Genomic DNA, 12206 nt, shown 5'->3' with positions numbered 1-12206 from the left:
CGCCAGCGCAAGATCGCGCGGATCGGGCCCGGCACTGATAATCTGGTGTGCACTGTTCATTGTCTGCTCCTGCCCTTCCGGCCGCTGGAGATGGTGGCGCCTCAGATCGCGATCCGGGCTCCCACTCGAACGGCTGCCCCGTCGTATTCCCTTGGATTGATGCCTGACCCGCGCTGCCGCCGCGCACTCACGCCGACGAAGGCGGCGATGCGGGTGGAGATCGTGCGGGTCACGGTAGCTTCGCCGAAGACGCGCGATTCGCGGCGGTCGAAGCCTTCGTATTCGTTGCGCAGGAACCCGGCCTCGAGCCCCACCAGCGTCCGGCTGCCGAGCGCGATGGAGGCGTTGCCGACCAGCGTGGACTGCAGGACGGCGGAGCCCAGCATCAGCGGGCTGCGCTCCACCGTGCGCTCGCCCTTCAGTTCGAAGCGGGTGCGCGGGGTGGGGGTCCACTTGACGCTGACGTGGTAGTCCATCGCGCCGATGTCCGGGCGGGCCGGATCGCGGGTGTCCTGCTTGACGTAGCCCAGCGCCGCTTCCGCCGTCACCAGGTCCGTGATCCGGTAGCTGACGCCGCCGACCACGGAGAAGCCCTTGGAATTGCGGCCGGTGCCGATGTCGTAAGCCAGCCGGTTGCCGGTCGCCCTGACGAAAAGACCGAAGGTGTCGGAGCGGCGATAATCGACCCGAAAGGTCACGGCATCGCGCCGGACGTCGCGGAAGGACTGGTCGACCGGGAGCCCGTTCTGGCGCGCGTCGTTATAGTCCAGCTTGCGCGAACTGACGCCGATCTGCCACTCGATGATGCCGCCGCCGCGCGACAGGCGCAGGCCGCCGCCGTACTCGTTGTAGGATACCGGGCGGTCGGTGAAGAACTGGTCGCCGAAGGTGCCGCGCCGCTCGATCCTGCGCGCCGCGCCGAAGTCGCCATCCAGCACGAAGCGGTCCGCGAAGTCCAGTCGCCCGCCTGCGGAGAGCGACCACTGGTTGCTGTTCTCGGCGCTGGTGTCGAGGTAGCGGCGGCCCTCGGCGGCAGCGTCGAAGTGGACGGCGTGGCGGGAAAAGTCGCTCTGCAGGCTGACGCTGGGGCGCACCACGGCGACACCGTCGTCTATCTTGCTGCGCTGGTTATAGATGTTGGTGTCGTAGCGCAGGTCGAAGTTGACCCGGGGCAGCACCTTCATCGTGCCGATGCGGATGCCCTCGGCATCGGTCTGCTCGACCACCGATTCGGGCACTTCCACCGGATAGTCCTGTGCCCGCGCGGTGCCCGACAGGAACGCGGGCACGAACGATCCGGTGAGCCAGAGCGCGGCGGCGCGCTGGAAGCGTTTTCGCCCCAGACCGGTTGGCGCAAATGCCAACCGCATCAGCAGGACCCTCGCCCGGAAGCGACGGCGGGAATGGTGGCCGCCAGTATCCGCGCATCGTAGGCGAGCGTGCGCGCCCGGGTGTAGCGGATGTCGGCGGCGATGCGGCGGCGATAGGTCACGCTGCTGCGCCCGGAGACCTGCCACAACCCGGTCAGACCCGGCCGCACGGCAAGGTAGTGATGGATGTAGCGCCCGTAACGCGGCATCTCGTCCACCACGATCGGGCGGGGTCCGACGATGCTCATCTCCCCGCGCAGAACGTTGAACAGCTGCGGCAGTTCGTCGAGGCTGGTGACGCGGATGATCCGGCCGACGCGGGTGACGCGCGGGTCGTTCGGCAGCTTGCGATCGCGCTCCCACTGCGCGCGCAGATGCGGGTTCTCGCGCAGGATACCGTCGAGGCTGCGCTCGGCGTCGAGCTGCATGGAGCGGAACTTGAAGCACGGGAACCCGCGCCCGTTGCGGCCCACCCGGCGCTGGGCGAAGATCACCGGCCCCGGCTGATCGACCCAGATCGCGATGGCGACGATGATGAACAGCGGCAGGAAGGCGATGATCGCCAGCGAGGCGATGGCGATGTCGAACGGCCGCGCCAGCACGTGATCGGGCTGCGCCAGCAAGTCCCAGCAGTCCCAACGCGAGCGGGCACCCGGCACTATGGGCGCCAGCTGTGTCGCTTCCTCCCGTTCGGTGCTACTCGGCGAATACGCATCCGAGAAGGATTCGTGTATCCGAGCCTGAGTCCCGGCCGAATTCCCATCCATGGAAGATACCTCTCTGCGTCGCGATAACCGAAGGACCGGATCTCTTTCCGTTTCCGTACAAAGAGAACTGATCACGATTGTCAGAGTGACGGCATCGATGGCCGGCAGGCAAACGGTCATAAGACGTAAACCCACCTACCCCTTTCGGACTATCGGCCCGGAACTTACTGATTTTTCTTCACAACCTAAGAGGTATGGAACCGCGACGGTACTTGGATAGGATTGCCTCTCACCCCGACTTTGAGCCGGGGATCTCGCAAGGAGGGTGAAATGATCCAGGAACTTTTCAGGGCTCGCACACGCCGCTGCACGCATATTTCCGCGGCTTTGCTGGCGACGGTGCTGGCCGCCGGATGCGCGACTCAGAACTATCCGCTTGTCGACGTGTCCGAGGCCAACGCCCGCGCAAGCCAGGGCATGCGCCTGGACGCCGGCGACAAAGTGCGGGTGACCGTGTTCGACGAGCCGACACTGACCGGCGAGTACGAGATCGGCACCGCAGGCGCGGTGACGATGCCGCTCATCGCCGACGTCGCGGCCGCCGGCAGCACGCCTGACCAGATGGCAGGGGCCATCACCGCCAAGCTGACCCGGGGCGGCTACGTGCTGAACCCGCATGTCGCGGTGGACGTCATGTCGTACCGGCCGTTCTACATCCTCGGCGAAGTCGGCAAGCCGGGCGAGTATACCTACGCCGGGCAGATGTCCTTGCTGCAAGCGATCGCCAAGGCGGGCGGTTTCACGCCCCGCGCAAACAAGGCCACCGTCGTCGTCCTGCGCAAGAGCTGGGGCGGAGGCCGCAAGGTCGTCGTCGGCGATCCGGCCCTGATCATCATGCCCGGCGACACCATCACCGTGAATGAATCGATGCTCTAAGAGGCTCTTTGCGAAAATGCCCGGAAGGGCATTTCGTAAGCGGCACCGGCCCGCTCCCCCTCCCGACCGCCCATCGGCAGTATCCTGTGGGCGGTCGGGAGGGGGAGCGGGCCGGTGCCGCGAAATTCGTTTCCAACGAATTTCCAAACAGGCTGCGAGTGTCCCGCGATGAACCGTTCATCGCAAATATCGGCAATTTCGACGTGAATCGCTCAAAACACTGAAAAATGCCAATGTAGCCATCCGGCAAGACCAAATATGGTTATGTACGTAAACAGCTTTCGGAAGATATACATCGGCCTCAACCGGCCATGGGTATTTTGAGGACCTGAAAAAAGTACATAATGGATTTGGGAGAAAGCCGCGCCTGAATATTTGGGACGCCGGATGTCGTCTTGTACCGTCGATTGACAGGACTGACCTCGAAAGGCCGCACTTGAACAACACTCCGGGCATTGAGGAATCGATGCCCGGGTTGGGACTCGGAAGGGTGACCGTTGGGTATTTCAGTCTCTATTATCAACCCCAGTTCGATTTCTCGCGAGGGGCTCCGACGCATCATCCTCGATGGCGGCATCGAGGTCGTATCGACTTCCGCCAGCGTCGATGACTTGCCCGAATTGCCCGACCGCAGCGATCATCTGGTCCTGGTCGACATGCCCAGCCTGGCCGACCAGCTCGATTCGCTGCAACGGCTGGCCAGCCGCGACACCGTGAGCGCGCTGATCCTGGCCGAGAAATTCGACCTCTCGTCCATGCTCAACTGCTTCGACCATGGCGCGCAGGGCTATGCCGTGAAGGACATGCCGTGCGACACCCTGATCGCGCTGCTGCGCCTGGCGGCACTGGGGCACAAAGTCATCCCGCCGGACGTCGCCGACATGCTGCGGCGCGAGGACTTCCGGATCGCGATACCCGAGGCGCGTGACGACCTGACCGGCCTGCAGAACACCGGCCACGGCGGCGGGTCGAAGCTGTCCCAGCGTGAAAACGACGTGCTGTGCTGCCTGATGGCCGGCTATTCCAACAAGCGCATCGCCCGCAAGCTCTTCGTGACCGAGGCGACGGTCAAGGTTCACGTGAAGGCGATCCTGCGCAAGCTCAACGTCGCGAACCGGACACAGGCGGCGATGTGGGCGACCACGCACGGCGTGCCCACCCTCGATGCGACGATGACGGTGCCCTCGATGGGGAATTGATCGCTTTGCCGGAGCATGGCCGCCTGCCCCCACACCGCCGTCATTGCGAGCGTAGCGAAGCAATGACGAAGCGTCAGGCCGCGTCGTGGAAGATGATCCCCAGCGTGCGACGCCTGCCCGAACGCAGCGTGCTGACACCGTGGCGCAGCGTAACGCGATAGTCGCCCCGCGTGCCCCGCTGCGGGCGCTGGTTCACCGCGAACAGGACCCCGTCGCCCTTGCCGAGCGGCACGACCGATGCGCGTGATTGCATGCGCGGACGCTGCTCGGTCAGTACGAACTCGCCGCCGGTGAAGTCCCTGCCGGGCTGCGACAGCAGCACGGCGACCTGCAGCGGAAACACGTGATCCCCGTAGAGATCCTGATGCAGGCAATTGTAGTCGCCCTCGCCATATTCCAGCAGCAGCGGCGTCGGCCGCCTCTGGCCCGCTTCGCGGCACCTTGCGAGGAAACTCGCGTGATCGGCGGGGAAGCGCGTCGCCATGCCCATCCGTTCGCTCCACCTGTTCGCGATCGGCGCGACATGGGGATAGAGACAGGTGCGCGCCGCTTCCACCAGCGGGGGTAGCGGGTAGGCGAAATAGCGATACTCGCCTTTGCCGAACCCGTACCGCGCCATGTGGACGTGGCTGCGGAAGGCGCCTGTTGGTCCGTACATACCGGCCACGGCGTCGCATTCGGCGTCTTCGAGCAGGCCCGGCAGCACCGCCCAGCCTTCCCGGTCGAGATCGCCCGCGATCGCATCCCAGTCGTAGGTGTCGATCCGCGCGCTCAGAGGAGCGCTCATGCGCCGCCTTCCAGTTCGATGAGCCTGCGCTTGCGCTCCACGCCCCAGCGATAGCCCGACAGCGAACCGTCGTTGCGGATCACCCGGTGGCAGGGGATGGCGATGGCGATGCGATTGGCCGCGCAGGCTCCCGCAACCGCGCGCGTGGCGCTGGGCGAGCGGATGCGGCGCGCGACTTCGGCATACGTGACGGTCTCGCCCGCCGGGATTTCGCGCAGCGCCTGCCAGACGCGCTGCTGGAAGGCCGTGCCCCGCACGTCCAGCGGCAGGTCGAGGCCGATGTCCGGCGCCTCGACGAAGCCGACGACCCGTGCAACCGTGCGCTCGTAACCGGCATCGGCGCCGACCAGTTCCGCGCGGGGAAAGCGGTCCTGCAAGTCGCGGACCAAGTCTGCGGGGTCATCGCCCAGCAGGATCGATGCCACCCCCTTGTCGCTGGAGGCCACCAGGATCGCGCCCAGAAAACACTGCGCCACCGCGAAGTGGAGCACCTCGTCGGCCCCGCCGTTCCTGTAGCGGCCGGGCGTCATGCCCAGCATCGCGCCCGACTGCTCGTAGAACCGGCCGTTGGAATTGAACCCGGCGTCGTAGATGGCGTCCGTCACCCGGCCTCCTGCGGCCAGAGTGTCGCGTACCTTGCGGGCGCGATGGGCGCTCGCATAAGCCTTGGGGGTCAGGCCGGTCTGGGCCTTGAACAGGCGGTGGAAGTAGCCGGGGCTCAGTTCCACCACCGCCGCCAGGTCATCGAGCGAAGGCGGCTCGTCCGACGCCTCGATCAGGCGGCAGGCCTGCTCGACCAGCGCCGCATTCCCGGCTTCCTGCGACGCGCCTTCCGGGTTGCAGCGCCTGCAGGGCCGGCACCCGGTCGCGCGGGCACTCTCCAGCGTGTCGTGCAGCATCACGTTGCGGGGATTGGCGGTCCGCGAGGGGCAAGAGGGGCGGCAATAGATGCCGGTGGTCGCGACCGAGTACCACAGCGTGCCGTCGGCGCTCTTGTCGCGGGCGACGACTTGCGCCCAGCGCGGATCGTCCGCGGTGTCGTCGATAGGTGTGTCTGCGTTTGTCATGGCCCCATTCTGCCAGCCCGCAGGTGAAACGCGCTCTGTTTCCTGCTTTCAAATTCGATATGGGGCCTTCGTCGCTGCCATGCGAGGCTTACGGCGGGACTCTGGAGCAGAAATGGCTACCCCATAAGGGGAGGTTTGATTACTCCACCCTTCGTCATTGCGAGAGCAGCGACGAAACACGGTAGGGCGACAACACCCTAGTCGGCGGTCCAGCCGCCGTCCACGACGAGGCTGGTCCCGGTCATCAGCGCCGAGGCGTCCGACGACAGGAACAGCACCGCTCCCATCAGGTCTTCCACTTGACCCAGGCGGCCGATCTTGATCTTCGCCAGGACGCTGGCCTTGAACGCCGCGTCCTCGAAGTACGGCCGGGTGAGCGGCGTCTCGATGAAGGTCGGCGCGATCGTGTTGGAGCGGATACCGCGGGGCGCAAGATCGAGCGCCATCGCCTTGCTCATGCCCTCGAGCGCCCATTTCGAGGCGCAGTAGAGCGAGCGGTTCGGGCCGCCGACATGGCCCATCTGCGATCCCATGTGGATCAGGCTGCCGGTTTCCCCCGCCGCCATCATCCGCCGCGCGCAGGCCTGGGCCACGAAAAAGGCGCTCTTGACGTTGAGGTCGAGCACCGCGTCGTAATCCTCGACGCTCACTTCCCACATCGGCTTGGGCCGGTTGGTCCCGGCATTGTTGACGAGGACGTGGAACGGCTCTTGCCCGGCGAAGAAGGCATCGACTGCGGCAAGGTCCGACACGTCGAGCGTTGCGGCTTGCGCCTTGCCGCCCAGCGCGGTGATCTGCGCCGCAGCTGCCTCGATCTCGCCTGCGGTACGCGCCACCAGCGTGACATCCGCCCCCGCTTCGGCCAGCGCAGCGGCGGCGGCAAGGCCGATGCCCCGGCCCGCACCGGTGACGACCGCGCGCCGCCCGTCGAGGCGTAGGCTGGGAGTTCTGGGCAGGGTCATCGCATCGTCCTCATGTCTTTCCAAATCGCCGCATCGGCGAACGGGGCCAACAGAGACGGCCCCTGCCGCCCTGTCCACCCCGTTCATGACCGATCAGGCCGCCGTCGCCGGGGTCGGCTCCGCCTGCCCGGCATAAGGCACGTCACGCCCGCCGAAGCGGCGCACGCGGATGTTCGCCTGCTCGCCATGCCCGGCGAAGCCTTCCAGCGCGCAGAGGCGGCTGCAGTATTCGCCGATCAGCGCCGAGGCCTCGTCAGTGAGGACGCGCTGGTAGGTGCAGGTCTTGATGAACTTGCCGACCCAGAGCCCGCCGGTGTAGCGCGCCGCCTTTCTGGTGGGCAGCGTGTGGTTGGTGCCGATCACCTTGTCGCCGAAGCTGACATTGGTGCGATTGCCCAGGAACAGCGCGCCATAATTGGTCATGTGCTGCAGGAAATAGTCCGGGTCGGCGGTCATCACCTGCACGTGTTCGGAGGCGATCTCGTCGGCAACGCGGACCATTTCCTCGTAGCTGTCCGCCACGATCACCTCGCCGAAGGTCTCCCACGCCTTGCGGGCATGGTCGGCCGTGGGCAGTATCTGCAGCAGGCGCTCGATCTCGGCCATCGTCTCGCGCGCGAACTTCTCCGAATTGGTGAGCAGGACGCCGGGGCTGTCCGGGCCGTGCTCGACTTGCCCGAGGATGTCTGTGGCGGCCATCTCGGGGTCGCAGCCGATCTCGTCGGCGATGATCAGCGTTTCGGTCGGTCCTGCGAACAAGTCGATGCCGACGCGGCCGTAGAGCTGGCGCTTGGCTTCGGCCACGAAGGCGTTGCCGGGGCCGACGAGGATATCGACCGGGTCGATCGTCTCGGTGCCCAGAGCCATCGCGCCCACCGCCTGGATGCCGCCCAGCGCATAGATCGCATCGGCACCCGCCATCGCCTGCGCCGCGACGATCGCGCGCGCGGGCTTGCCCTGGAACGGGGGCGCACAGGTGATGACCCGCTTAACGCCCGCGACTTTCGCGGTGATGACCGACATGTGCGCGCTGGCCAGCAGCGGATACTTGCCGCCCGGCACGTAGCAGCCCGCCGAGTTCAGCGGCAGGTTCTTGTGGCCGAGCACGACGCCGGGCAGCGTCTCGACCTCGACGTCCTTCATGCTGTCGCGCTGGATCTGCGCGAAATTGCGCACCTGCGCCTGCGCGAATTCGATGTCCTTGCGCTCCTGCGCCGAAAGCGATTCCACGCAGGCGTCGATCTCGGCCTGCGAGAGTCGGTAGTCCTCGCGGTCCCAGTTGTCGAACCGGTTGCTCATCTCGCGCACGGCGACGTCGCCGCGCGCCTCGATATCGGCCAGCGCTGCCTCGACGATGTCACGCACCTTGCGGTCCGCATCCGCCTTCGCCTCTGCGGTCGCGCCGCGCTTGAGATAGATCGCCATTCGTCCTGCTCCTGCCCGGGCGGTCTGCCCGCTTGCTCTGCGGCGCCTGGGAATCGGACACCGATTGGTATTTGAATACATATTCATCGATATATGCACAATATGCAAAATATTCGAACATATGGCCATTATATCGCCGCATTAACCTATGATCATGCATTCACTGAACGTACTCCACCCCCCGCGTAACGCCGTTGACCTCCCCCATGACCACTCGATAGGAAACGGCATGGAAATCGAGAAAGAGGCGATCACGTCCCTGGACGTCGCGCGCAGGGCCGGCGTGTCGCAATCGGCGGTGTCGCGCGCCTTCACGCCGGGCGCGAGCATCGCCGCGGACAAGCGCGAGCGGATCATCGCCGCCGCCGAGGAATTGGGTTACCGACCCAATCCGCTGGCCCGCTCGCTACTTCGCGGGCGCTCTAACATCGTCGGCGTCGGCGTGGGCTACCTCACCAATCCGTTCTTCACCCAGACCCTGCAACTGCTGTCCGACGCGCTGGACGGCGCCGGGCTGCGCCTGATGCTGTTCCCGGCGCAAGGCAGTACCCGGCCCGAGCCCTCCATCCACGAAATCCTGCATTACCGGATCGACGCGCTGGTGCTGCTGTCCGTCAGCCCCTCCTCCACCCTGACCGAGCAGTGCCGCCGCGCGCAGGTGCCGGTGATCCATTACAACCGCACCACCCCCGCGCAGGATGCCTCCTGCGTGGTGGGCGACAACGAGACAGGCGCGAGGGCGATCGCGGCGCACCTGCTGGCCGGGCGTCACCGCCGCTTCGCCTTCATGGCGGGCACCGCGGATTCCTCCACCAACGCCCAGCGCGAGGCGGGATTCACCGAATACCTTGCCGAGCGGGGCGCACCGGCCCCGATCCGCGAGGATGGCGCCTTCGATTTCGATACCGCGATGGCCGCCACCCGCCGCCTGCTGCTGCGCAAGGACCGGCCCGAGGCGATCTTCTGCGCCAACGACACCATGGCGCTGGCCGCGATCACCGTCGCCCGCCACGAATTCGGGCTGGACGTGGGCCGCGAGATTTCGATCGCCGGGTACGACGACGTGCCGATGGCGGCATGGCCCGGCTTCTCGCTCACCAGCTATTCGCAGCCCGCGGCCTTCATGGTGGCGGAGACCCTGCGCCTGATCCTGTCCCTGCGCACCGATGCCGACCGGCACGAGCAGGTCGTCGCGCAAGGCTCCCTCGTCGTGCGCGGCAGCACCCGCCCGGTCGGCGCCTGACCGCAAATCTGATTGGCAGCAAATCCATTGACCGGGCAAGCCCTCGGGCTTACCGATGAATTCGAATTCATCGGAGAATGATCCATGGGAACTGCAACGCCGCACCGCGAATGCCACCGGGCTCTGTCTTGAACACGCCCGCGTTCCGTGAACGGCTGACCTCGGGCGAACTGCTGGTCGGCACGTTCGTCAAGACACCCTCGCCGATCGTCGCCGAAGTGCTGTCGCTCACCGGCCTCGACTGCCTCTGCCTCGATGCCGAGCATGCGCCGTTCGACCGCGCGACCATCGACGGCTGCGTAGCCATGACCCGCGCCATCGGCATGCCCAGCCTCGTGCGGATTCCGGTAGCGACGCCGGAGCAAGTGCTCAATGCGCTGGATTGCGGCGCCACCGGTGTCGTCGCGCCGCATATCCGCAATGCCGCAGAAGCCGCCGCCTTCGCCCGCGCCTGCCGCTTCGGCGCCGGAGGGCGCGGCTATGCCGGCTCCACCCGCGCGGCCTGCTACACGACGCGCCCAATGGCCGACCACTTGCGCCTGAGCGAGCGCGAAACCGTGGCCATCGCCCAGATCGAAGACCCCGAAGCGGTCGAGGACATCGACGAGATCGCCCGCGTCGACGGCATCGACTGCCTGTTCGTCGGCCGCGTGGACCTGACGGTGGGCTACGGCCTTGCCAGCCAGGACCATGAACGCGTCGTCGCCGCCGTCGAGCGCATCTGCGACGCGGGGCGCAGGAATGGCCGGGCGGTCGGCATGTTCCTCAGCCGGATCGAGGACGTGACCCACTGGCACGAACGCGGCGCCAGCCTGTTCCTGCTCGGCTCCGACCATGGCTTCCTTTTGCAGGGCGCCGCAGACCTTCTCGACAGGGCGCGCCGGTCCGTTGCCGTCTGATCTCGCGACAGGCCCTGATCCCGCGACAGGCAACGTGGAGGCAAGGCTGGACGCCTGCCTCGACCGCATCGGCGCCGAGGATCATCGCTGGAATGCGATGCTGGCGCTGAACCCGCACGCCCGCATGGCGGCGCGCGACGCGGACGCGGCCATGCGCCGAAGGATGCCGGTGGGGCCGCTCCACGGCATGGTGCTGGCGATCAAGGACAACATCGACATCGCAGGGATGGCGACCAGTTCGGGATGCCTCGCGCTCGAAGCCGCGATGCCGCTCGCCAATGCCACGGTGATCGACCGGCTTGTCGATGGCGGGGCCGTCATCGTCGGCAAGACCAACTTGTCCGAGTTCTCCTTCGAAGTGCGATCGCGCAGTTCGCTCGGCGGCGACGTCCTCAGCCCCTTTGCCCCGGCCACGACGGCGGGCGGATCGAGCGGCGGATCGGCGGTCGCAGTCGCGCGCGGCTTCGCGAGCGCCGCGATCGGCACCGATACCGGCGGCTCGATCCGCATTCCGGCGGCCTGCAATGGCCTTGTCGGACTGCGTCCCGCGCATGGCATGCTGCCGCTGGACGGCGTCGCGCCGCTGGCCCCATCCACCGACACCATCGGCCCGATCGCCCGCACGGTCGAGGATGCCCGCGGGCTCTATCTCGCGATGGGCGGCAAGATCCCTGCGGGAGAAACCGGGGCGCCGCCGCGCATCGGCGTGCTGCGCGCCGCCTTCGGCACCGACCCGAGGGTGATCGCCGCCTGCGAACGCGCCTTGCGAAAACTGGCGGACGGCGGGGCCGAACTCGTCGATCCTTTCGCGATCCCCGATATCGCGCAAATGCTGGCCGGTCCGCATATCGTCGACGTCGAATTCGCGGCCGCGTTCGACGCGTATCTTGCCCGCAATTTCGTGGCCGGGACCGCACCGCAAAGCCTCGCCGCCTTGCTCGAAGGCGGCCGATTCCTTCCGGAATACCGCCCGGTGATCCTCGATCGCCTGTCGCGCAGCGCGGAAGAGGCGCAGGCTGTCCTTGCCGCTCATCGCCGCCTGACCGACACCCTGCTGCGGGCCATGGCGGAGCACCGCCTCGACGGGCTGTTCCACCCGACCCTGCGCGTCATTCCCGAGGGTCTGGGCAATCCCAAGGTCGGCTGGGCTCCCGAACTGGCGCCTCGCACCGGCTGGCCCGCGATCAGCGTTCCGGCGGGCGCGCAGACCTGCCCTGTCGGTGTGGAACTGCTGGCTCCGACGGGCCGCGAACAGCTGCTGTTCGATCTCGCCCGCATGATCGAGCAGGCTTGACCGAACGCGCTTTGGTCGCCGATCGAGGTTCGCCCTACCCCTCGCCCCGCCCCTCGTCATTGCGAGCGCAGCGAAGCAATCCAGAGCAGTCTTGAGCCGCCCTGGATTGCTTCGCTGCGCTCGCAATGACGAACGGTGAGCAGGCAGGGCATTCGCAACCCGGCAAACAAGGAAGACGGCGCCTTCCCCGCCGGGAAAGCGCCGCCTCTTCACGCCGTGAAAGGGAAGGCTCCCGCCTCCCCCTTCCCTGCCATCGTCAGAACTTGGTGCCGACGCGGATGCCGTACGTGCGCGGTGCCGCGTAGGACACCTGGATG

At 66.7% G+C, this 12206-nt stretch carries 11 protein-coding genes; 5 read left to right on the top strand and 6 right to left on the bottom strand.

All coding sequences use genetic code 11. The features are described from left to right. Nucleotides 1-101: 101 nt before the first annotated feature. Nucleotides 102-1370: an outer membrane beta-barrel protein gene (locus LH128_RS07425; RefSeq protein WP_008828991.1), complete on the bottom strand. Its 1269-nt coding sequence runs from the start codon at nt 1368-1370 to the stop codon at nt 102-104. Then, the gene (locus LH128_RS07420; protein ID WP_008828990.1) at nt 1370-2029 is read right to left on the bottom strand and encodes a sugar transferase; all 660 of its coding nucleotides are present in this window, start codon (nt 2027-2029) and stop codon (nt 1370-1372) included. The genes LH128_RS07425 and LH128_RS07420 overlap by 1 nt, the downstream gene beginning before the upstream one ends. Before the next feature lie 378 nt (nt 2030-2407). Between LH128_RS07420 and LH128_RS07415 the strand changes: the two genes are divergently transcribed. Continuing rightward, a complete protein-coding gene (locus tag LH128_RS07415) occupies nt 2408-3013 on the top strand; it encodes a polysaccharide biosynthesis/export family protein (RefSeq protein ID WP_008828989.1) in 606 nt (201 codons plus the stop codon). A gap of 497 nt (nt 3014-3510) precedes the next feature. Then, a complete protein-coding gene (locus tag LH128_RS07410) occupies nt 3511-4212 on the top strand; it encodes a LuxR C-terminal-related transcriptional regulator (RefSeq protein ID WP_008828988.1) in 702 nt (233 codons plus the stop codon). Nucleotides 4213-4285: 73 nt separating this feature from the next. Here the strand turns inward: LH128_RS07410 and LH128_RS07405 are convergent, their stop codons facing one another. From LH128_RS07405 to hisD, 4 genes are all read right to left on the bottom strand, one after another. Continuing rightward, nucleotides 4286-4999, bottom strand: coding sequence for a 2OG-Fe(II) oxygenase (locus LH128_RS07405; RefSeq protein ID WP_008828987.1), 714 nt, complete (start codon nt 4997-4999; stop codon nt 4286-4288). Next, entirely contained in the window at nt 4996-6066 is a 1071-nt protein-coding gene (ada, locus tag LH128_RS07400; protein WP_008828986.1) for a bifunctional DNA-binding transcriptional regulator/O6-methylguanine-DNA methyltransferase Ada, read from the bottom strand. Before ada ends, LH128_RS07405 begins: the two co-directional genes overlap by 4 nt. 197 nt (nt 6067-6263) lie before the next feature. Continuing rightward, nucleotides 6264-7028 (bottom strand): SDR family NAD(P)-dependent oxidoreductase, encoded by a 765-nt coding sequence (locus tag LH128_RS07395; RefSeq protein ID WP_008828985.1) that lies wholly within the window; start codon nt 7026-7028, stop codon nt 6264-6266. A gap of 93 nt (nt 7029-7121) precedes the next feature. Beyond that, entirely contained in the window at nt 7122-8453 is a 1332-nt protein-coding gene (hisD, locus tag LH128_RS07390) for a histidinol dehydrogenase (RefSeq protein WP_008828984.1), read from the bottom strand. Between the two features lie 229 nt (nt 8454-8682). Here hisD and LH128_RS07385 point away from each other — a divergent pair, with 229 nt between their 5' ends. The 3 genes from LH128_RS07385 to LH128_RS07375 all read left to right on the top strand — a co-directional run bounded on the left by LH128_RS07385 (nt 8683) and on the right by LH128_RS07375 (nt 11889). Beyond that, on the top strand, nt 8683-9696 hold the full coding sequence (locus tag LH128_RS07385; RefSeq protein ID WP_008828983.1) for a LacI family DNA-binding transcriptional regulator: 1014 nt from the start codon (nt 8683-8685) through the stop codon (nt 9694-9696). A 128-nt stretch (nt 9697-9824) separates the two neighbouring features. Next, entirely contained in the window at nt 9825-10595 is a 771-nt protein-coding gene (locus LH128_RS07380; RefSeq protein ID WP_008828982.1) for an HpcH/HpaI aldolase family protein, read from the top strand. A 34-nt stretch (nt 10596-10629) separates the two neighbouring features. Further along, complete coding sequence (locus LH128_RS07375; RefSeq protein ID WP_008828981.1) at nt 10630-11889, top strand: amidase; 1260 nt, start codon at nt 10630-10632, stop codon at nt 11887-11889. Nucleotides 11890-12206 lie beyond the last annotated feature (317 nt).

This window comes from Sphingomonas sp. LH128, assembly GCF_000293195.2.
In the GTDB taxonomy this organism is placed as follows: Bacteria; Pseudomonadota; Alphaproteobacteria; order Sphingomonadales; family Sphingomonadaceae; genus Novosphingobium; species Novosphingobium resinovorum_A.
Note: the sequence above shows the minus strand (reverse complement) of the source record. Positions and strands in the feature narration are given on the sequence as shown.

Coding starts and splice junctions, on each gene's coding strand:
- ada (WP_008828986.1), bottom strand. CDS start 6,066: ATGACAAACGCAGACACACCTATCGACGACACCGCGGACGATCCGCGC.
- hisD (WP_008828984.1), bottom strand. CDS start 8,453: ATGGCGATCTATCTCAAGCGCGGCGCGACCGCAGAGGCGAAGGCGGAT.
- LH128_RS07425 (WP_008828991.1), bottom strand. CDS start 1,370: ATGCGGTTGGCATTTGCGCCAACCGGTCTGGGGCGAAAACGCTTCCAG.
- LH128_RS07415 (WP_008828989.1), top strand. CDS start 2,408: ATGATCCAGGAACTTTTCAGGGCTCGCACACGCCGCTGCACGCATATT.
- LH128_RS07395 (WP_008828985.1), bottom strand. CDS start 7,028: ATGACCCTGCCCAGAACTCCCAGCCTACGCCTCGACGGGCGGCGCGCG.
- LH128_RS07385 (WP_008828983.1), top strand. CDS start 8,683: ATGGAAATCGAGAAAGAGGCGATCACGTCCCTGGACGTCGCGCGCAGG.
- LH128_RS07405 (WP_008828987.1), bottom strand. CDS start 4,999: ATGAGCGCTCCTCTGAGCGCGCGGATCGACACCTACGACTGGGATGCG.